Below are 19370 nucleotides of genomic sequence, written 5' to 3'. Positions count from 1 at the left end.
TAAAAACGATCTCAATCGGCCTTGCCGTGGTGCTGCCGTTCTTCGCGGAAGCTACTACGGTACGGCATCCATCCAAACCACCGTGTGACCTGGGTCACATGGTGGGACAGTCAGCATAACACTCCGTTCCGCACCGTCATGGTGCGCCGCAAGACACATACCATGAAGATTGCCATCCTCGACGATTACCAGGACGCCGTTCGCAAGCTCGATTGCTTTCAATTGCTGGCCGACCATGAGGTCAAGGTTTTCAACAACACAGTCCGTGGTTTGGGCCAGCTGGCGAGCCGTCTTTCCGAAGTCGACGCATTGGTCCTGATTCGCGAACGTACTCGCATCAACTCGCAACTACTCGATAAGTTGCCTCGTTTGCGCATGATCAGCCAAACCGGCAAGGTGTCGAGCCACATCGATCTGCAGGCTTGTACCGAGCGCGGCATCGCCGTGCTGGAAGGCAGCGGCTCGCCAATCGCGCCCGCCGAACTGACGTGGGCACTCATCATGGCCGCTCAACGGCGGATTCCGCAATACGTGGCAAACCTTAAGCAAGGAGCCTGGCAACAGTCGGGATTGAAGACGTCGGCATTGCCGCCGAACTTCGGTTTGGGCCAGGTGTTGCGCGGCCAGACACTGGGGATTTGGGGTTACGGCAAGATCGGGCGGCTGGTTGCCGGATACGGCAAGGCGTTCGGCATGAACGTGCTGATCTGGGGCCGCGAGCATTCGCGCGAAGCGGCAAGCGCCGACGGCTTCGGCGTCGCGGAAAGCCGCGAAGCGCTGTTCGAGCAGAGCGATGTGCTGTCGCTGCACCTGCGTTTGCATGACGACACGCGCGGCATCGTCAAGCAGGAGGACCTGATGCGGATGAAGCCGACCGCGTTGCTCGTGAACACGAGCCGGGCCGAGCTGCTCGACGAAAATGCGCTGGTCAATGCGCTGTCGCGCAACCGCCCGGGGATGGTCGCGATCGATGTCTACGAAAGCGAGCCGATTCTGCAGGGCTACAGCCTGCTGCGGATGGAAAACGTGATCTGCACACCGCACATCGGCTATGTCGAGCGCGAAAGCTACGAGTTGTATTTCGGCGCGGCGTTCAAGAACATTCTGGCTTTCGACGCCGGCGATACGGCAAGCGTGGCGAATCCGGAAGCGTTGCAGGGCGGCCGGCGGCGTTAAGCGCGGCCGCAGGCTCGGGCCCGGTGCGCGGCGGCGCTCAGCGAGAAGAAACGGCGCAACGAAACCGCGCCGTCGCCGCTCAGCGCGCTTCGTGCGCGGCGGCTTCGCGCAGATCGGGCATGCGTTCGAGGAAGGTCTCGCCGTCGGTGCGGCCGAGGTTGTATGCGTGGACCATCTGCGAGGGGCTTGTGTAATCCCAGCTCGAAATCGGCACCTTGCGCGACGGTTGCACGTAGAGCCGTTGCTGGACGCCATGCGGCACGACGAACATCTGCGGACGCGGATAAAGACGCGTGACCATCACCAACACGTTGCCCGGCGCATCGGCATCGAGCGCGCCGACCGGCACGTTGTCGACCATCCCGCCATCCAGCACCGGCCTGCCGTTGCGCCGCAGAACCGGCGTGAACGGCGGCGTACTCGACGATTGCAGGATCAGATCCGCGAGGTCCTCGACCGTCGCGCAATCCTGCGCGCGCACGAATTCCGGATGGAAACCGAGCGTCTGACCAAGCGTCGGATGCAGCGTCTTACGCAGGTACTTTTCGATGTTGTACGCGACCAGCCCTGCGGCGACCGCGCTGCGTGCACCGAGCCAGCGGGGCAGATGCGACACACCGATGCGGATTTCCGGCGCCTGCGCGAGCGTCGAAAATTTATCGCCATAGATGTCGAGCAGAGCCTGCCGGTAGATGCGGTAATGCGGAAACACCGATTCGCCGCGCAGCAGGTTGCCCCAGTAGACGTTGCGGGTGTTGTGGCGCAGCGCCTCTTCGTAATAGCGCATCACCCAGTCGGAATCGCGCGTGTAAAGCATGCACGCGGTGGCGGCGCCGGCCGAAATGCCGGTGATGACGCGCGGACGGATACGCAGTTCCGGCTGCACGACGTCCCAGAATCCCGCCTGCCACCAGCAACGATTGCCGCCACCGGCGAATACGACCTGATCGAACATCTTGGCTTTTCCCTCTAATACGGTGTGCGGCGCGTCGGTTTAGGTCGAATTGAGTTGTTTTAGTCGTTTTAGTCGAGCAGCGCGTAGGTGGTCGTGGCGTGGACGGCCATGTTGCCGGCTTCATCGAACAACTCGATTTCACCGAACACCAGATTACGGCCCATGCGCAATACGCGCGCGGTAATCAGCACGTCGCCCTTACGGACCGCGCGCATGAAGCTGATGTTGAGCGACACCGTGGTCATCGGCTTGAAGCCGCCGAGCGCGGCCGCAATCGCGACGATCATCGCCGTATCGGCGGCTGCCATGAAGACCTGACCGCAGATCACGCCGCCCGAGTGGCGCAGTTCGCCGGAAAACGGCAGGCGCAGCGTCGCGCTCTCTTCGTCGACCTTGACCGGTGTGAGCGTGAGCGTGCGCACCCACGGCGCGAGGACGCGGTCGAGCAACGCGAGAATCTCTTTATCATTCATGTTTGTCCCCGGTCGAGAGCCGCGCGACGCTTCGCGCGGCCTAGTGTCCGCGACATGATACCGGGACGTTGGGCACAGCGCGTTGTCAGCGACAGCGCGTCTGCCAGGCACATGTTCGAGCGCCCGGCGCAGATTTTTTTAAGAAATCTGCTAAAGGGACTTGGCAATCTCGGAAAGTTACTGCATAATTTCGCTTCTGTTGGGGGCGTTAGCTCAGTTGGTAGAGCAGCGGACTCTTAATCCGTAGGTCGAGTGTTCGAGTCACTCACGCCCCACCAAAGAATTCAAAGGGTTACAAGCGATTGCTTGTAACCCTTTTTTGTTTTGTGTCACCGAATTGTCGACGCACTTTCGCAACCGTAGAGAGCCAGAGTAGGGGCGACTGACACCACTGTTATGCGACTGAGCAGCTACCGTAGCGACGACGATCTGTTCCGTCGCAAGCCAGCTCGCGATCGCCGACAAAGCTTTCGGCTTCAAGCTGCGTTCGAAAGAAGGTCCCATTGATGGGCGTAAGCCAGTGCCGCACCAAACTATCCAGCTCCTAGTTCGGCCAAAAAACTCTTATAAGAAGCGTATAAGCAATTCACGGCCTTATCATGCTACATTTATGAGGCATAAGGAGTTGCCTCATGGATTGCACCCTGCAGATATTCCTCGACGATAGCTGGGTCGACTGCGCGCAGATCGAACTCAACGGTGGTCTTTGCCAGTGGAATCACCTGGTCGAGTACGCCATCGAATACCCGAACGCCCCAGTGTCACTGGCTGAGCCTGTAGATCTGCAGATCCGCGCGCCCCGGACCCTGCCCGCGTTCCTCTATGACCTCGTCCCGCAGGGGGCCGGTCGTCGCTTCCTGCTGGGCGAGCTGGAACTACAGGATGGCCCTGACGCGGATTTTCCCCTGATCTGCGCGGGCGCCTTCAATCCGATCGGCCGCATCCGCGTTGCCGAGGCCGTCAACTACTTTGAGGCGCACGTCGGGCGGCACCCGGACGCGCGTGGTCTGCCCGGCCTGACGATCGACGAAGTCGTCGTGCGCAGCTCGGATTTCGCGGAAAGAATTTTCCTGCACGGGATGCTGGGCACCGGCACCACCGGGGTTCAAGGCGCGGCGCCGAAATACCTGCTAACCCGGGACCGCGCGGGCCTACTCCATGGTGATGCCATCCTGCCTGATGCCGATGCCAAGCAGCACCTGATCGCCAAACTGCCGCGCGGTAGTACCGCGGCCGATGAAAAGGTCCTGCGCAATGAAGCGGCGTACATGCGGGTGGCCGCCGCGCTCGATATCCGCACGCATCCGGATTTGCCAACCCTCCACGGCGACGTACTGCTGATTCCGCGCTTTGACCGGATCGCGCGCGACGGGAAAGTCGGACGCCTCCATCAGGAAAGCGTGGCATCCATTCTGGGGCTGGCAGGCTTTGACCCGCGACCGAGCCTCTTCGAGGTCGTAGCCGGAATCCGCAAGGTTGTGAGCGATCCAGCAGCCGAAACGCTCGAATTCATCAAGCGGGACGTGCTCAATCTGGCGATGCGCAATACAGACAATCACGCACGCAATACGGCCGTGCAACTGGTCGAAGGCAGAGTCCAACTCACGCCCCTGTTTGACTTCGCGCCGATGTACCTGGATCCCGAGTTGATTCCACGCGCACTGCGGTGGTATCAGCTTGATACCCGGGCTGAGCTGATGGACTGGGCCGACGTGCTCGCGGCGTTGCCTGTACCCGATCACGAACGCCGGATGCTCGCCGGGGAATTGAGCCGGTTTGCCGTACAGATCGAACGCCTGCCCGACACCATGGCAGCGCAGGGGGTCGATCACGACATCATCGAGTTCGTGACGCAGTACATCGATACGCAGGTCCGACAACTGAAAGCCCTTCAACCCTCAGAGGCCTAGCATGCCCCGTCGGAACCGACCTACCCGTGATGAGCAGAACGCCCTGCGCCGTGCTTTCTACGAAAGGATGGGCCGGGGCGACATGACCATTCCTGAGGCCATGAAAGCGATGCGCGAGATGACGGGCCTGACTCAGGCTGAATTCGCCGCGCACCGAGGCGTTAGCCGCCGGGTCATTCAGGACATCGAGCGCGGGACCGGAAATCCGACCGTCGACTCGCTCAACAGCGTTGCGAAGCTCTTCGGCCTGCAGGTCGGATTCGTCCCAATCAGACGGAACGAACCATCTTCGCCGACCTGAATAGAACCGATTGTCGTTGTGTGACTTTTCGCTTCGATCCAGGCGGTGTCGCTGCCGACCCAGCGCGCGAGCGGGTCGATCGCCCAAAGCAATTTCCTTCAATACACCCCGCCCCACCGCCCGATACCGTTGGCCGTCGCAAATCCTGCGCACCCACGTATCGAGGCATCAGATGACCGTCTTACTTTCCATGGCCGCCTTTGCGTTGGCCTCGTCAATCTCTCCCGGACCGGTGAATGTCGTTGCGCTGAGCGCCGGCGCGCAACACGGACTCGCCGCGAGCATGCGGCACGTCACCGGCGCAACCGTCGGCTTCACGCTGCTGCTTCTGCTCATCGGTCTCGGCCTGCACGAGTTGCTCGCCCACTGCCCCAATCTGATCACCGTAGTCCAGTGGGCCGGGGTCGGGTTTCTGCTTTACATGGCCTGCAAACTGGCCACCGATGACGGCCAACTCGGCGCCGACAAGCCCGCCCGAGGTCCATCCTTCGCATACGGCGCCGCCATGCAATGGCTGAATCCGAAGGCATGGCTCGCGTCTCTCGCCGGCATGGGCGCCTACGCATCCGACGGCGACGGCAGGCTCGTCTGGCAATTCACCGTCGTGTACTTCGTGATTTGCTATCTATCGATCGCGAGTTGGGCGTATGCGGGCACGTTTCTGCGCCGGTATTTGCGGGAACCGAAACGCGTGCGGCTATTCAATCGTGTGATGGCGGGTTTGCTGGCCACTAGCGCCCTCTACCTTGTCATCTCGTGACACACGCTTCACCACGGCACGCGCGTCGCCACCCATGCGCTCACTTCATCTGCGGTACTGCCCAGGCGTCGCCGCAACCAGCCGCTTGAAGGTCCGCTGCAAATGGGCCTGGTCGGCGAAACCGGCATCGAGCGCGACCTCGGCGATCAGACGGCCGCGCCTGAGCTGCGCGCGGCTGTACTGAATGCGCCGATTGATCAGATACGCGTGCGGCGTCATGCCGTAGCGCTGTTTGAACGCGCGGATCAGATGCGACGCGGAAAGGTCGGCTGCCTTGCAGACCTCGTCCAGCTTTAGCGCACGCGTGCAGTTTTCGGCGATGAATTCAGCGGCACGCGTAAGTTGGCGGCTGGCGTCGTGACCCGGCAAGGGTGCCGGATTGAGGTTCTGCTGTACTTCGGAAAAGAATGTGACCGCAGCGCTTTCCTTGCACATGGGATCGGCGTTGTCGTCGACGAGAATCGCGTACAAGCGGTTCAACCCGTCAAACAAAGCTGGCGCAGTCGACATGGTTTGCGAGAAAGCGCGGAACGTGTGGTTGTCGCTGAAACCCAGGTCGTGTTGCAGACCGGTGAGCCACGCAACATCGACATGCAGCATCCGATACGACCAGCGTTCGTCGGCAACCGGATTACATGCATGCACGTCGTCCGGGTTCATCATGACGACGGCGCCGGCCCCGACCCACTCCTGCACGCTGCGGTTCACGTAGACGCTGCGCCCACCGGTCACGGCGCCAATCGAAAACGTCTCGTGCGAGTGTTTGGCGTAGCAAAGCTCGCGGCCATCTTCAATCGAGCGGGCTTCGAGAAACGGCAACGTCTCGTCGCGCCAGAACCGAGGCTGCGTGCCGCTTCGCGCGAAAACCGCTTGCTGCTTCGCCTCACTCATTGCGCGTCTCCCGATTATTCACGTGACACAGGCCTCGGCTGCGGCACTGAATGTACTGACTGGCCACGGCCGCAGCCTTGTCACGAGAGAATAGCCGGGAATCTCCTTCGTCGCCTGCCGAAAAGAATGGCTGCGGCTCGCCGGCGAGTTCGGCGAGACGCGCGACGTAAAGGGGCTTGGTTCCGTGAACCACGCCCCTTTGCACTACTTCGGCGTCACATCGATATTCCCCAGATACTTCGCCGCCAGGGTCTTCACCGTGCCGTCGGCCTGCACCTTCGCGATCGCCGCGTTCAGCTGATCGCGCAGCGCAGTATCGCCTTTGCGAATGCCATACGCGATGCCGCTGCCGAGAATCCTGTCGTCACGCACCGGCTGACCGACGAACGCGAAGTCCTTGCCGTTCGGCTGCGACAGAAAACCCGACTGCCCCGCCGGCGCCAGAACGAGCGTCGCATCGAGACGGCCAGCGACGAGATCCGTATAGACCTGGTTCTGGTCCTGATACGGCACGACGGCGACGCCCGCTGCTTCCCAATGCGTCTTCGCGAAGGTTTCCTGAATCGACGCCTGCAACACGCCGACGCGTTTGCCCTTCAACGATTCAGGGGTCGGCAGCAGACCGCTGTCGCGTTTCGCGATCAGTTGCGTCGGCACGCGATACACGACAGTGGTGAAATCGATCGTCTGACGGCGCTGCTCGGTCGCGTTCATCGCCGAATTGATGGCGTCGAACTTGCGGCCCTGCAATGCGGGGATCAAACCGTCGAACGACGTTTCGACCCATTTGCACGTCAAATGCGCAGCGGCGCAGACTGCCTTGCCGACATCGATGTCGAGGCCTTGCAGTTCACCGTTCGGCCCTTTCGATTCGAACGGCGGATACTGTGCTTCGAGTCCGAAACGCAGCGTCGACGCATCGGCAGCGATGGCGGCCGGCGACAACGCAACCGCGGCAAATGCGCAAGCTAGCGCCAGTAGAGGTTTGAGCAACTTCATAGCAGGTCCCTTTCCCTTCGATTTTGTTGTGACGCGAGCGCTCGTCGCGCTCGTATGCCAAGGCGCGACGATCACACGGCGGCCAATAAGGCCGCCGGCGCGTGCCGCGTTCATCAGATTTCGCACAAACGCCGCGCACCTTCGATCAGCGTCGCGTCGTCCTTCGAGAAGCTCAGACGGATCAAACCGGAGTCCGTGCCGTCGGTATAAAACGCCGACAACGGAATCGTCGCGACACGCGCGTCGCGAATCAGGCGCAGCACGAAGTCGCTGTCGCTTTCATCGGAAAAGCCGCGAAAACGCGCGAGCATGAAGAAGCTGCCCTCACTCGGCAGCAACTCGAAGCGGGACTCGCGCAGCGCGTGCGCCAGCAGATCGCGCTTCTTCTGATAGAACGCGGACAGGCCGAGGTAGCTCTCGCGATTGGCCAAAGCATCGACGAACGCGTATTGCATCGGCGTATCGGCGGAAAACACCATGAACTGATGGACCTTGCGGATCTCGTCCATCAGCGCGGCGGGCGCGAGGCAATAGCCGACACGCCAACCAGTCACGTGATACGACTTGCCGAACGACGACACGATCACGCTGCGTTCGGCCAGTTCGGCGTCGCAAGCCATGCTTTGATGTTTGGCGCCGTCGAACACCACATGTTCGTAGACTTCGTCGGCGAGGATCACGATATCAGTGTTGCGCGTGATGGCCTTCAGCCGGGCGACGTCCGCCTCGCTGAATACTGTCGCGGTCGGATTGTGCGGCGTGTTGATGATGATCATGCGCGTCTTCGGCGTGATCGCGGCTACGACCTCGTCCCAGTCCACGCGGAAATCCTCGAGCGATAGTTTGATTGCGATCGGCCGCGCGCCTTGCAGGCGCACGATCGGTCCGTAGCTGTCGAACGAGGGCTCGAAGTAAATCACTTCGTCGCCGGGATGCACTAGCGCGCTGATCGTCGAGTACAGGCCTTCGCTGGCGCTGGCGATCACGGTCACTTCGCTGGCCGGGTCGTAACGCACGCCGTACAGCGCCTCGACCTTGCCGGCGAGCGCTTCGCGCAGCGCGCCGATGCCGGCCATCGGGGCATACTGGTTGTGGCCGGCGCGCATCGCTTGCGCGACACCGTCGACCAGCTTCGCGTCCGGCGCAAAATTCGGCGCGCCTTGCGACAGGTTCAATGCTTCGTATTGCGCGGCCAATTGACCGATCACGGTAAAAATCGTCGTGCCTACATCAGGCAGTTTCGAGCGGGCTTGCAAGGCGCTCTGCATAAGGCGTTCTCCCTTTCTCCATCCGGCAGCGGATTGGCGGCCGGCCAGCTGCGCGGCGGTCCCATCCGGTTCGATGATTAGGCACCAGCCAAAGAACCGTCACAATCGAAACTTTGTCATGCGCGGCATGCGTTTACCTCATGACTGGCGCAATGCCGCACCGGCGCGGACGCGAGCGAAGCCAATGAAATCGGGACTTTGAAGGAAGAAACGAGGCCGCCGAAAGATTGCGGAAGACGGCAGAGGTATGACGTAATGTGATGAACCCGAACGGCTGCGACCCGGCGAGCGCAGCCGTTCGACGCGGATTTACTCGTCCATCATGCGGACTTTGACCTTCTTGCCCTTCACCTTGCCGGCGCTGAGCTTGCGCACCGCGTCGCGCGCGATGCTGCGCTCCACCGCCACATAGGTCGACATTTCGGTCACGTTGATCTTGCCGATCTGCGAACCGGCGAAACCCGCCTCACCGGTCAGCGCGCCGAGCACGTCGCCGGGACGGATCTTCTCCTTGCGGCCGCCGAGGATCTGCAGCGTTTCCATCGGCGGCAGCAGCGGCTCGTTGCTGGCGGGTTTCAGATCCGCAAGCTTGTGCCACTCGACGTCGCGCTTTTGCGCCTGTTCGAGACTGCCCACGCGACCCATCTCGTTCATGCTGGCGAGGCTCAGTGCCCAGCCTTCCTGATCGGCCCGGCCCGTGCGGCCGATGCGGTGCACATGCACTTCCGGATCCGGCGTCACGTCGACGTTGATCACCGCTTCGAGCTGCGCGATGTCGAGACCGCGCGCGGCGACATCGGTGGCGACCAGCACCGAGCAGCTACGGTTCGCGAACTGGATCAGCACCTGATCGCGTTCGCGCTGATCGAGTTCGCCATGCAGCGCCAGCGCATGAAAACCTTGTGCGCGCAGCACGTCGAGCAGATCGCGGCACTGCTGCTTGGTATTGCAAAACGCCAGCGTGCTCACCGGGCGATAGTGATTCAGCAACATACCGACCGCATGCAGACGCTCATCCTCGGTCACTTCATAGAAGCGCTGGCGGATCTTGGTGTCGTCGTGCCGCTCGGCAAGCTTCACTTCCTTCGGATTACGCAGGAATTGCTGGCTGAGCTTGACGATACCTTCGGGGTACGTCGCGGAGAACAGCAGCGTTTGCCGTTCTTTCGGACATTGCTTCACGACTGTGGCGATATCGTCGAAGAAACCCATGTCGAGCATTCGGTCGGCTTCGTCGAGCACCAGCGTGTTCAGTGCCTGCAACGGCAGGCTGCCGCGCTCGAGGTGATCCATGATCCGGCCAGGCGTGCCGACCACGATGTGCGCGCCGTGTTCGAGGCTGGCCGTCTGCGGACGCATCGGCGTGCCGCCGCATAGCGTAAGCACCTTGATGTTTTCTTCAGCACGCGCAAGGCGGCGGATTTCCTGCGTGACCTGGTCGGCGAGTTCGCGCGTTGGGCACAGCACCATCGCCTGCACGGCAAAGTTGCGGGCGTCGAGGCGCGCGAGCAGCGCCAGCGAAAACGCCGCGGTCTTGCCGCTGCCGGTTTTCGCCTGGGCAATCAGATCGTGGCCGGCCAGCGCAATCGGCAAACTGGCGGCCTGGATCGGCGTCATCTCGACATAGCCGAGCTGCGTCAGATTGGCGAGCGTCGCCGGCGGCAAGGGCAGCTCGCTGAACGGTGCGCCGGCGGTGGTGGGACTGTTCATATTCTCGATGGCTCGCTAAAGGCTGAAGGCTAAGGATTAATCGGCCATGGGGCCAAGGTTGGGACGGCCTTCGAGCTGCTCGTAAAGCACCGAGCCATCATCTGCGTCGAAACGCTCGACGTAATTGCGCGCGCCGCACATCGGACAACGGAACAGGAGCCCCTGCCCCTCGTTCTTGATGACGACGTCCGACTGCTCCCACTGCGCGCCGCAGGACTGGTTTCTACAGGTAAACACGTTGATTCTCCAACTGGATTCGATGGTGTGTTGGCGAGGCCGTACGAGCGGCCCAGCCGTGAATGGGGTCATGACCGAGGTCACTACCGGCGTCAATACCGACCTCAATACCGCGGTGGCGAAGGATGAAGCGCTTTAGCCCAGATGCGTATGCCGTGCCCGCGTCGCGCTCACTTCCATACCGGTGAGGCCCTGAACGATGCCGCAGTCTTCGACCGCCTGTTCGCCATGGCATTGCTCGCGCAACGTGGTCAGTTGCACTTTCAGTTGCTTCAGTTCGTCGATGCGCGTGTCGACATGCGCGATGTGCTCGTCGATCAATGCATTGATGCCGCCGCAGCCGTCCGCCGGCGCGTCGGTCAGACGCAGCAATGCACGGATTTCGTCGTGGGTCATGTCGAGCGCACGGCAATTGCGGATGAAACGCAGCCGTTCGACGTGCTTCGCCGTGTAGCTGCGGTAATTCGCCTCGGTGCGCTCCGCTTCGGGCAACAGGCCCTCTTTTTCGTAGAAACGAATGGTTTCGGTCGTGCAATGGGCGATTTTCGCCAGTTCGCCGATTTTCATGGAGCCTCCAGATTGCGGCCTTGACCTTGTAGTGGCTTCAAGGTGTTTACTAGACCACAAATCGAACCAGGAAGCCACCATGCCGCACGCCAACCACGCCGAAACCGAACTCGACGAACACGGCCAAGCCTGTGCCCACGGGCAGACAGCGCATGCTCAAGAGCACGTCCATGAGCACGGACACGCCCACAGCCACGGCGAAACCTGCAGCCACGACCACCCAGCGCATGCTCACGCGAATGGACACGCCCATAGCCATGTCGACGACGCCTGCTGCGGGAGCGCGTCCGTTGCGCCGTTCTCGAGCCGGCTCCCACAATCCGAAACCGTCGGCAGCGATGTACGCACCGCCATCCGCATCATGCAGATGGACTGTCCGACCGAAGAAGCGCTGATCCGCAAGAAGTTCAGCCGCATGCAGGCCGTGCGCAGCATGGATTTCAACCTGATGCAGCGGGTCTTGACGGTCGTGCACGCGCCCGACGCGCTCGGCACCATCCTCGCCGCGCTGCGCTCGCTCGACTTCACGCCCGAACTCGCCGACGCCAAGCCAGACGCAGGTTCAAACGCAAACCCGGCGTCCGCTGTCGCGCCTCACACGCCGTCCAGGCCGTGGTGGCCGCTGGCGCTGGCAGGCCTCGCCGCCGTGGGCTCGGAGGTCGCCGGCTGGCTCGGCGCGCCCGCCTGGCTGGCGGCGGCTCTGGCAATCCTCGCCGTCGCCTCGTGCGGCCTGACCACGTACAGGAAGGGTTGGCTCGCGATCCGCAACGGCACCCTCAATATCAACGCGCTGATGAGTATCGCGGTGACCGGCGCGTTGATCCTGCGCCAGTGGCCGGAAGCCGCGATGGTGATGGTCCTCTTCACGATCGCCGAGTTGATCGAGGCGAAATCGCTCGACCGCGCCCGCAACGCGATCAAAGGCCTGATGCAGTTGACGCCCGAACAGGCGAGCGTGCAGCAGGCCGACGGGAGCTGGCGTTCGCTGGAACTCAAGGCGATCGCGCCCGGCGCCGTGGTTCGCGTGAAGCCGGGTGAACGCATTGCGCTCGACGGCGAAATCGTCGCGGGCCGCTCGAGCGTGGATCAGGCGCCGATCACCGGCGAAAGTTTGCCCGTCGACAAAACCATTGGCGACGCAGTGTTCGCCGGCACGATCAACCAGGCCGGCTCGTTCGACTATCGCGTGACGGCGGCGGCCAGCAACACGACGCTCGCGCGCATCATTCACGCGGTCGAAGAAGCACAGGGCGCCAAAGCGCCGACGCAACGTTTCGTCGACCAGTTCGCGCGCGTCTATACGCCGATCGTATTCGCGGCCGCGCTTGCCGTCGCGGTGCTGCCGCCCTTGCTGCTCGGCGGCCTGTGGCAGGCGTGGATCTATAAAGCGCTGGTGATGCTGGTGATCGCCTGCCCGTGCGCGCTGGTGATCTCGACGCCGGTGACGATCGTCAGCGGCCTCGCCGCGGCGGCACGGCACGGCATCCTGATCAAAGGCGGCGTCTACCTCGAACAGGGCCGCAAGCTGAGCTGGCTCGCGCTCGACAAAACCGGCACGATCACGCACGGCAAACCGGTGCAAACGGAGTTCGAAGTGCTGGCCGATGTCTATGCCGCCCGTTGCCGGTCGCTCGCGGCGAGTCTCGCTGGCCGCTCGGATCATCCGGTGTCGATGGCGATCGCGGCAGCGGCCAACGCCGCAGGCGTCGGGGGCACGACGGTCGATGCGTTCGAAGCGCTGGCGGGACGCGGCGTGCGCGGCGATATCGACGGTTTGCCGTATTGGCTCGGCAATCATCGGCTGGTCGAAGAACTCGGCCGCTGTTCAGCGTCGCTCGAAGCGTGCCTCGACAAGCTCGAACGGCAAGGCAAAACGGTCGTGATGCTGGTGGATGCCGAACGTGTGCTGGCGTTATTTGCCGTCGCCGATACGGTGAAGGATACGAGCCGCGCCGCCATCGCCGATTTGCATCGCCTCGGCGTGCGGACCGCGATGCTCTCTGGCGACAACCCGCACACAGCGGAGGCGATCGCGCAGCAGGTCGGCATCGACGAAGCGCGCGGCGATCAGTTGCCGGCAGACAAGCTGAACGCGGTGGCGAGCTGGTCGAAGGACGGCGCTATGGTCGGGATGGTCGGCGACGGCATCAACGACGCGCCGGCGCTCGCACGCGCCGATATCGGCTTCGCGATGGGCGCAATGGGCACCGACACCGCGATCGAAACCGCCGACGTCGCGCTGATGGACGACGACCTGCGCAAGATTCCGCTGTTCGTACGGCTCTCGAAGGCGACGCGTGCCGTGCTGGTTCAGAACATTGCGTTGGCGCTGGGCATCAAGGCCGTTTTCCTCGTGCTGACGGTCATGGGCCTGGGCACGATGTGGATGGCGGTGTTCGCCGACGTGGGCGCGAGTTTGCTGGTAGTGGCGAACGGGTTGCGCCTGTTGCGCAAGTGAGGCCCACCGCCTTACGGCATTTCGCGGCAACGCTGCCGTTACACGCTAGTGCGCTTATGGGCTAGTGAGCGAACGAACCACTGTCGGTTTGGGTGCGGCCATTGATCGCCGCCTTCAACGTATCCGAAGGCCGCATTCCAAACAGCTTCCGATAATCAGTGGCGAACTGGCTCAGATGCCAGAAGCCCCACGCCGCGGCCACATCCTGCACCGAACGCGACTCGCGCGACGCGTTGCATAAATCACGGCGCGCGCCGTTTAGCCGGATCGTGCGCAGATAGGTGGCGGGCGCCATGCCGAGCACGTCCTGAAAGCAGTACTGCAAAGTGCGCCGGCTCACATGCAGCCGTTCGCACAACTCCGGCACATTGACCGCGCGATCGCGATTGGCGAGCACATATTCACGCGCCTCCGACACGATTGACTGACGCCGCGGACGCGCAGGCATCGCAACCAGCTCCGAGCCCGGCAACGCGCCCACGTCGAACAGCGACGCCAGCACGGACGCCTGCAAATTGTTGCGCGCGAACGAAGATAGCGGCGCGGCGCTCGCCGCGCCGTCGTCGAGAAGCCGGCGCAGCGAAGCGCAAAGCCGCTCCTTCCTCGCCATGCCGATCGGCACGACTTCAGTATTCGGCAAGTGGTCCGCCAAGCCGATGCGCTCCACTTCGGCCGCGTAACGGCGCAGCACTTCGCCCTTCACCACTACGCCGAAAATCTCGTAACCCGCCGACGTCAGCAGTTCGAACTCGATGCCGCCCGGACGAAATGCGAGCGCGTCGCCCGCGATCAACTGCGCGTCGATCCGCCCGGAGCCTGTCGGGCACGTGGGAATGCCGAACCAGTAGGCGCCTTCCTGCACCTCGCAGGTTTGCCGCAGCGTGTGACTGGTCGTTTCGACGAACACCTGCATGTGATCGAGACACAACTCGGTCAACCCGCCGACAAAGCGGCCCGCGGTCAACTGGTCGTAGGTCTGGCTCCAGCCGTGGAGATTGCGCGCCTGTTCGTCGGCATCGTGAGCCACGCAGGTGTGCACGCAAAAGCTCGGCTGCGACGCTGGGGGCCGGTCAGTGAAGGTGTCGCTTTGGAGTTCAATCGCCATACCGGATCTACGAGAACTGAATATCGAAGGCAAAAAGAAGGCAATTCCCATGCCGAACGCATTCGCTGCATACAGTGGCGAGAAGCGTCAACGCCCTGTTCATTTGGTGAACAACGCTGCGCATGCTGATCAGAAACGGGACACAAGCGAGGCACAAGCGCGACACAAGTGGGACGTTCATCCTTCGCGGATTGAACAGCGCATCGTGCGACGCGTCGCAACAGTGCCTGTTGCACGAGCAGGACTCACCAGTGCGGTGCATTGGCACACTTCTGGCTCTAGCCTCTCGCGGCCAAGCGAAATATCGCGCCGAATACAATCCATTCAACATGTGAGGAGCACACAGATGAATCACGCGGAAATGCAATTTCTGACCACCGAATTCCCGTACAAAAAGCAGTATGCGAATTTTATCGGCGGTGAATGGGTCAAGCCCGTCGGAGGCGAGTACTTCGACAATATATCGCCGATCACCGGCGAGCCGTTTACCTCTATCCCGCGCTCACGCGAGGCGGATATCGAACTCGCGCTCGATGCAGCTCACCGCGCGAAAGCTGCGTGGGGCAAGACCTCGACGACCGATCGCGCGAACATTCTGAACCGCATCGCCGACCGGATGGAAGCGAATCTGCAACGTCTCGCCGTCGCTGAAACGATCGACAACGGCAAGCCGCTGCGCGAAACCATGGCCGCCGACATTCCGCTCGCGATCGACCACTTCCGCTATTTCGCCGGCGCCGTGCGCGCGCAGGAAGGCTCCATCTCCGAGATCGACGACGACACCGTCGCCTATCACTTTCACGAACCGCTGGGTGTGGTCGGCCAGATCATTCCGTGGAATTTCCCGATCCTGATGGCGGTCTGGAAACTCGCGCCGGCACTGGCTGCGGGGAACTGCATCGTACTGAAGCCCGCCGAGCAAACGCCTGCGTCGATCCTGGTGTTGATCGAACTGATCCAGGACCTGCTGCCGCCGGGCGTGCTGAATGTGGTCAACGGGTTTGGCCTTGAGGCCGGCAAGCCGCTCGCGTCGAACAAACGCATCGCGAAGATCGCCTTCACCGGCGAGACCACCACGGGCCGCCTGATCATGCAGTACGCGAGCCAGAACATCATTCCGGTGACGCTCGAGCTCGGCGGCAAGAGCCCGAACATTTTCTTCGCCGACGTGATGAATCAGGACGACAGCTATTTCGACAAGGCGCTCGAAGGCTTCGCGATGTTCGCGCTGAATCAGGGCGAAGTGTGTACATGCCCGTCGCGCGTGCTGATCGACGAAAAAATCTACGATCGCTTCATGGAGCGCGCATTGAAGCGCGTCGCCGCGATCACGCAGGGTCATCCGCTCGATACGAAAACGATGATCGGTGCGCAGGCTTCGCAGGAACAGCTCGAAAAAATCCTCTCGTATGTCGATCTCGGCAAGCAGGAAGGCGCCGAATGCCTGATCGGCGGCGAACGCAACACGCTGGGCGGCGAACTGAGCAAGGGCTACTACGTGAAGCCGACCGTGTTCCGCGGCCACAACAGGATGCGCATCTTCCAGGAAGAGATATTCGGGCCGGTGGTGTCGGTGACCACGTTCAAAACCGAAGAAGAGGCGCTGGAGATCGCCAACGATACGCTCTACGGTCTCGGCGCCGGTGTGTGGACGCGCGACGGCACGCGTGCCTATCGCTTCGGCCGGCAGATCCAGGCAGGCCGCGTGTGGACGAACTGCTATCACGCGTATCCGGCGCATGCGGCGTTCGGCGGCTACAAGCAATCCGGCATTGGCCGCGAGAATCACAAGATGATGCTCGATCACTATCAGCAGACCAAGAACCTGCTCGTCAGCTATAGCGAGAAGCCGCTCGGCTTCTTCTAAGCGCAACGATCCTGTTCGAGCGGGCCGCATTGCGCGGCTCGCTCTTTTTTCAGCGGGGGAATGTGATGGCTGATGAAAAGGAAGTCTCACGCGTGATCGCAACGCCTGCCGCGGCAGCGTTGATCGACACGCTGCGTGCCGAGCATGGCGAAGTACTCTTTCACCAATCCGGCGGATGCTGCGACGGCAGCGCGCCGATGATGTTTCCGCAAGCCGAATTCATGGTCGGCTCATCCGACGTGAAGCTCGGGACAATCGCCGGCGTGTCGTTCTACATGAGCGAATCGCAGTTCGAGTATTGGCAGCACACGCAACTGATCATCGACGTCGTGCCGGGCAACGGCGGCATGTTTTCTCTGGAAAGACCCAGTGGATTGCGATTCCTGACGCGTTCACGCCTCTTTGAGGACGACGAGAACGCGTGGCTGGAAACGCATCCGGTGGAACGGGCGGATGCGTGAGTTTCTATGACGCGTCTGAACTTGAATCGTCGCCGACTGCGGGTGCCGAGGGCGTGTGCGCCAGCGCCGCGTCGCTATCGTCTTTCAGACCGACGCCGGTCAGTCCCAAGCGCCTTGCATGCGTCAGCAGGTAGTGCAATTTGTGCGCGGCCAACGCGTAGTTCAGACCTTCAGGCCGCACGTTCGAAATGCAGTTGCGCTGCGCGTCACTACAGCCTACTTTCGGCGCGTACGTCAGATAGATGCCGAGGCTGTCGGGCGAGCTCAAACCGGGCCGCTCGCCGATCAGCATCACCACCAGCTTCGCGCCCAACAACTCGCCGATTTCGTCGCCTAGCGCGACGCGCGCCTGCCGCGCGACCACCACCGGGCCGATCCTCCAATCGGTGAGTTTCGGACAGACGGCCTGCAGCAAAGGAATCGATTGCTTCGATGCAGCGAACGCCGACAGGCCATCGCCGATCACGAACACCACATCGGGTGATTCGGACGGAACCTGGGCGAGCGCTGCGCGGCTCTCTTCCGACAAGCGCCTGCCGAGATCGGGACGCCGCAAGTAATGCTCGCGATCGGGCGCGGCGCTGTGCAGGTCGAGCGTGCGGAAATTCTGCGCACGCAACTGTTCGTGCAGCACCTCGGTATCGAGCGGATGATGCACCGCGTCGCGCGCCTGTGCGTGCGACAGGTTGAACGCCAGCAGCGGTGCGGTCGGCAAGCTGTTACCCGCGCGTCCCAACGCGATGCGCGCATTGGTGAACTGGCGCAGCGCATTCCATGGATTCTTTTCGAGGAAGTCGCTCATGCGATGCCCATCCAGTCGCGCGCGCCTTCCAGCAGCGGTTGTTGGGTCGATGCGCTGAGCAATGCGCCGCGCGCATCGGCGATCTGCATCGACTCGAGCCACTCTTCGAATTCAGGTGCACGGCGCAGGCCGAGCACTTCGCGCACATACAGCGCGTCGTGAAATGAGGTGCTTTGATAGTTGAGCATCACGTCGTCCGCACCCGGAATGCCCATGATGAAGTTGATGCCCGCCACGCCCAGCAGCGTGAGCAGGTTGTCCATGTCGTCCTGATCGGCTTCCGCGTGATTCGTGTAGCAGATGTCGCAACCCATCGGCACGCCGAGCAGCTTGCCGCAGAAGTGGTCTTCGAGACCGGCGCGGGTAATCTGCTTGCCGTCATACAGATACTCGGGGCCGATGAAACCGACCACGGTGTTGACCAGAAACGGATTGAACTTGCGTGCGACCGCATAGGCGCGCACTTCGCACGTCTGTTGATCGACGCCGTGATGGGCGTTGGCCGACAGCGCGCTGCCCTGGCCGGTTTCGAAGTACATCAGGTTATTGCCGACCGTGCCGCGCTTGAGCGACAAGCCCGCTTCATACGCTTCCTGCAACAGCGCGAGCGAAATGCCGAAACCCGCGTTCGCTTTCTCCGTGCCGGCAATCGACTGAAACACCAGGTCGACTGGCGCGCCTTTTTCGATCGCCGCGATCGTGTTGGTGACGTGAGTCAGCACGCACGATTGCGTCGGCACCTGATAGCGCTGGCGGAAGTCGTCGATCATCACGAGCAGCGTGGTAATCGCGGCGAGATTGTCGCTGGCGGGATTGATGCCGATCATCGCGTCGCCGCAGCCGTACATCAGGCCGTCGAGCATCGATGCAGCGATCCCTTTGACGTCGTCGGTCGGATGATTGGGTTGCAGGCGCACCGACATGTGGCCCGGCAAGCCGACCGTGTTGCGAAAGCGCGTGATCACCGGGCGCTTGCGCGCAGCCGCGATCAGGTCCTGATTGCGCATCAGCTTCGATACAGCCGCGACCATCTCCGGCGTGAGGCCGGCGCTGATACGCGTCAGCGCGTCGGCATCGGTCGTGCTGCTGAGCAGCCAGTTGCGGAAATCGCCGACGGTCAGATGGGCGATCTCGGCGAACGCTTGCGGCGAGTGATCGTCGATCACGAGGCGCGTGACCTCGTCGCTTTCGTACGGGATCAGCGCTTCGTTGAGAAACGTGCGCAGCGGCACCTGCGCGAGCGCCATCTTGGCCGCGACGCGCTCCTCTTCGCTGGCCGCCGCGACGCCTGCCAGCTGGTCGCCCGAACGCTGCGGACTCGCCTTCGCGAGCAGCGTTTTCAGGTCGGCGAAACGATAGGTGCGGCTGCCGATTGTCTCGGTATAGCTCATCTTTACGACTCCATCGCCGCTGCCTAAGCAGCGGCTCGA

At 62.3% G+C, this 19370-nt stretch carries 19 protein-coding genes and 1 tRNA gene; 8 read left to right on the top strand and 12 right to left on the bottom strand.

What is annotated here, in order from left to right:
* Positions 1–162 precede the first annotated feature (162 nt).
* Positions 163–1176, top strand: a complete 1014-nt coding sequence (locus tag DLM46_RS03085; RefSeq protein WP_115099621.1) for a D-2-hydroxyacid dehydrogenase family protein — start codon at positions 163–165, stop codon at positions 1174–1176.
* Positions 1177–1255: 79 nt separating this feature from the next.
* Here the strand turns inward: DLM46_RS03085 and DLM46_RS03080 are convergent, their stop codons facing one another.
* Together DLM46_RS03080 and DLM46_RS03075 are read right to left on the bottom strand one after the other, a co-directional pair.
* Complete coding sequence (locus DLM46_RS03080; RefSeq protein WP_115099328.1) at positions 1256–2131, bottom strand: patatin-like phospholipase family protein; 876 nt, start codon at positions 2129–2131, stop codon at positions 1256–1258.
* A gap of 68 nt (positions 2132–2199) precedes the next feature.
* On the bottom strand, positions 2200–2604 hold the full coding sequence (locus DLM46_RS03075) for a PaaI family thioesterase (protein WP_115099327.1): 405 nt from the start codon (positions 2602–2604) through the stop codon (positions 2200–2202).
* Positions 2605–2806: 202 nt separating this feature from the next.
* On the opposite strand from DLM46_RS03075, the gene DLM46_RS03070 reads away from it, so the two are divergent.
* From DLM46_RS03070 to DLM46_RS03055, 4 genes are all read left to right on the top strand, one after another.
* Positions 2807–2882, top strand: a tRNA-Lys gene (locus DLM46_RS03070).
* 354 nt (positions 2883–3236) lie between these two features.
* The gene (locus DLM46_RS03065; RefSeq protein ID WP_115099326.1) at positions 3237–4514 is read left to right on the top strand and encodes a type II toxin-antitoxin system HipA family toxin; all 1278 of its coding nucleotides are present in this window, start codon (positions 3237–3239) and stop codon (positions 4512–4514) included.
* Between the two features lie 82 nt (positions 4515–4596).
* Positions 4597–4815 (top strand): helix-turn-helix domain-containing protein, encoded by a 219-nt coding sequence (locus DLM46_RS03060; RefSeq protein ID WP_244305805.1) that lies wholly within the window; start codon positions 4597–4599, stop codon positions 4813–4815.
* A 172-nt stretch (positions 4816–4987) separates the two neighbouring features.
* A complete protein-coding gene (locus DLM46_RS03055; protein WP_115099324.1) occupies positions 4988–5575 on the top strand; it encodes a LysE family translocator in 588 nt (195 codons plus the stop codon).
* 45 nt (positions 5576–5620) lie between these two features.
* Here DLM46_RS03055 and DLM46_RS03050 read toward each other — a convergent pair whose 3' ends face one another.
* The 7 genes from DLM46_RS03050 to DLM46_RS40040 form a co-directional block, all read right to left on the bottom strand.
* Complete coding sequence (locus tag DLM46_RS03050; RefSeq protein WP_115099323.1) at positions 5621–6466, bottom strand: AraC family transcriptional regulator; 846 nt, start codon at positions 6464–6466, stop codon at positions 5621–5623.
* A gap of 204 nt (positions 6467–6670) precedes the next feature.
* Entirely contained in the window at positions 6671–7465 is a 795-nt protein-coding gene (locus DLM46_RS03045) for an ABC transporter substrate-binding protein (RefSeq protein WP_115099620.1), read from the bottom strand.
* A gap of 113 nt (positions 7466–7578) precedes the next feature.
* On the bottom strand, positions 7579–8733 hold the full coding sequence (locus DLM46_RS03040) for a pyridoxal phosphate-dependent aminotransferase (protein WP_115099322.1): 1155 nt from the start codon (positions 8731–8733) through the stop codon (positions 7579–7581).
* 309 nt (positions 8734–9042) lie between these two features.
* Positions 9043–10443: an ATP-dependent RNA helicase DbpA gene (gene dbpA, locus DLM46_RS03035; protein ID WP_115099321.1), complete on the bottom strand. Its 1401-nt coding sequence runs from the start codon at positions 10441–10443 to the stop codon at positions 9043–9045.
* 36 nt (positions 10444–10479) lie between these two features.
* Positions 10480–10680, bottom strand: a complete 201-nt coding sequence (locus DLM46_RS03030) for a hypothetical protein (protein WP_115099619.1) — start codon at positions 10678–10680, stop codon at positions 10480–10482.
* A 135-nt stretch (positions 10681–10815) separates the two neighbouring features.
* Positions 10816–11247: a Cd(II)/Pb(II)-responsive transcriptional regulator gene (gene cadR, locus DLM46_RS03025; RefSeq protein ID WP_115099320.1), complete on the bottom strand. Its 432-nt coding sequence runs from the start codon at positions 11245–11247 to the stop codon at positions 10816–10818.
* Between the two features lie 49 nt (positions 11248–11296).
* Positions 11297–11500 carry a hypothetical protein gene (locus DLM46_RS40040; RefSeq protein WP_244305803.1) on the bottom strand — a complete coding sequence of 68 codons (204 nt, stop codon included), beginning with the start codon at positions 11498–11500 and terminating at the stop codon, positions 11297–11299.
* A 114-nt stretch (positions 11501–11614) separates the two neighbouring features.
* Between DLM46_RS40040 and DLM46_RS03020 the strand changes: the two genes are divergently transcribed.
* Positions 11615–13705: a heavy metal translocating P-type ATPase gene (locus DLM46_RS03020; protein ID WP_244305801.1), complete on the top strand. Its 2091-nt coding sequence runs from the start codon at positions 11615–11617 to the stop codon at positions 13703–13705.
* Positions 13706–13766: 61 nt separating this feature from the next.
* Here the strand turns inward: DLM46_RS03020 and DLM46_RS03015 are convergent, their stop codons facing one another.
* Entirely contained in the window at positions 13767–14810 is a 1044-nt protein-coding gene (locus tag DLM46_RS03015) for a helix-turn-helix domain-containing protein (protein WP_115099318.1), read from the bottom strand.
* 346 nt (positions 14811–15156) lie between these two features.
* On the opposite strand from DLM46_RS03015, the gene adh reads away from it, so the two are divergent.
* Together adh and DLM46_RS03005 are read left to right on the top strand one after the other, a co-directional pair.
* Complete coding sequence (gene adh / locus DLM46_RS03010) at positions 15157–16677, top strand: aldehyde dehydrogenase (protein ID WP_115099317.1); 1521 nt, start codon at positions 15157–15159, stop codon at positions 16675–16677.
* A 65-nt stretch (positions 16678–16742) separates the two neighbouring features.
* A complete protein-coding gene (locus DLM46_RS03005; protein ID WP_115099316.1) occupies positions 16743–17138 on the top strand; it encodes a DUF779 domain-containing protein in 396 nt (131 codons plus the stop codon).
* Between the two features lie 4 nt (positions 17139–17142).
* Here the strand turns inward: DLM46_RS03005 and eutC are convergent, their stop codons facing one another.
* A complete protein-coding gene (gene eutC / locus DLM46_RS03000; RefSeq protein WP_115099315.1) occupies positions 17143–17940 on the bottom strand; it encodes an ethanolamine ammonia-lyase subunit EutC in 798 nt (265 codons plus the stop codon).
* Positions 17937–19331 (bottom strand): ethanolamine ammonia-lyase subunit EutB, encoded by a 1395-nt coding sequence (locus tag DLM46_RS02995; RefSeq protein ID WP_115099314.1) that lies wholly within the window; start codon positions 19329–19331, stop codon positions 17937–17939. Before DLM46_RS02995 ends, eutC begins: the two co-directional genes overlap by 4 nt.
* Between the last annotated feature and the right edge of the window lie 39 nt (positions 19332–19370).

The sequence above is a fragment of the Paraburkholderia lacunae genome, from assembly GCF_003353175.1.
GTDB classification, from domain to species: Bacteria; Pseudomonadota; Gammaproteobacteria; order Burkholderiales; family Burkholderiaceae; genus Paraburkholderia; species Paraburkholderia lacunae.
Note: the sequence above shows the minus strand (reverse complement) of the source record. Positions and strands in the feature narration are given on the sequence as shown.

Bases quoted from the DNA above. Each gene is read 5' to 3' on its own strand.
- DLM46_RS03080 (WP_115099328.1), bottom strand. From the start codon at position 2,131: ATGTTCGATCAGGTCGTATTCGCCGGTGGCGGCAATCGTTGCTGGTGG.
- DLM46_RS03040 (WP_115099322.1), bottom strand. From the start codon at position 8,733: ATGCAGAGCGCCTTGCAAGCCCGCTCGAAACTGCCTGATGTAGGCACG.
- DLM46_RS03060 (WP_244305805.1), top strand. From the start codon at position 4,597: ATGACCATTCCTGAGGCCATGAAAGCGATGCGCGAGATGACGGGCCTG.
- DLM46_RS03055 (WP_115099324.1), top strand. From the start codon at position 4,988: ATGACCGTCTTACTTTCCATGGCCGCCTTTGCGTTGGCCTCGTCAATC.
- eutC (WP_115099315.1), bottom strand. From the start codon at position 17,940: ATGAGCGACTTCCTCGAAAAGAATCCATGGAATGCGCTGCGCCAGTTC.
- DLM46_RS03075 (WP_115099327.1), bottom strand. From the start codon at position 2,604: ATGAATGATAAAGAGATTCTCGCGTTGCTCGACCGCGTCCTCGCGCCG.
- adh (WP_115099317.1), top strand. From the start codon at position 15,157: ATGAATCACGCGGAAATGCAATTTCTGACCACCGAATTCCCGTACAAA.
- DLM46_RS03045 (WP_115099620.1), bottom strand. From the start codon at position 7,465: ATGAAGTTGCTCAAACCTCTACTGGCGCTAGCTTGCGCATTTGCCGCG.
- cadR (WP_115099320.1), bottom strand. From the start codon at position 11,247: ATGAAAATCGGCGAACTGGCGAAAATCGCCCATTGCACGACCGAAACC.
- DLM46_RS03050 (WP_115099323.1), bottom strand. From the start codon at position 6,466: ATGAGTGAGGCGAAGCAGCAAGCGGTTTTCGCGCGAAGCGGCACGCAG.
- DLM46_RS03020 (WP_244305801.1), top strand. From the start codon at position 11,615: ATGGACTGTCCGACCGAAGAAGCGCTGATCCGCAAGAAGTTCAGCCGC.
- dbpA (WP_115099321.1), bottom strand. From the start codon at position 10,443: ATGAACAGTCCCACCACCGCCGGCGCACCGTTCAGCGAGCTGCCCTTG.
- DLM46_RS03085 (WP_115099621.1), top strand. From the start codon at position 163: ATGAAGATTGCCATCCTCGACGATTACCAGGACGCCGTTCGCAAGCTC.
- DLM46_RS03005 (WP_115099316.1), top strand. From the start codon at position 16,743: ATGGCTGATGAAAAGGAAGTCTCACGCGTGATCGCAACGCCTGCCGCG.
- DLM46_RS02995 (WP_115099314.1), bottom strand. From the start codon at position 19,331: ATGAGCTATACCGAGACAATCGGCAGCCGCACCTATCGTTTCGCCGAC.
- DLM46_RS03065 (WP_115099326.1), top strand. From the start codon at position 3,237: ATGGATTGCACCCTGCAGATATTCCTCGACGATAGCTGGGTCGACTGC.
- DLM46_RS40040 (WP_244305803.1), bottom strand. From the start codon at position 11,500: ATGGGCGTGTCCATTCGCGTGAGCATGCGCTGGGTGGTCGTGGCTGCA.
- DLM46_RS03015 (WP_115099318.1), bottom strand. From the start codon at position 14,810: ATGGCGATTGAACTCCAAAGCGACACCTTCACTGACCGGCCCCCAGCG.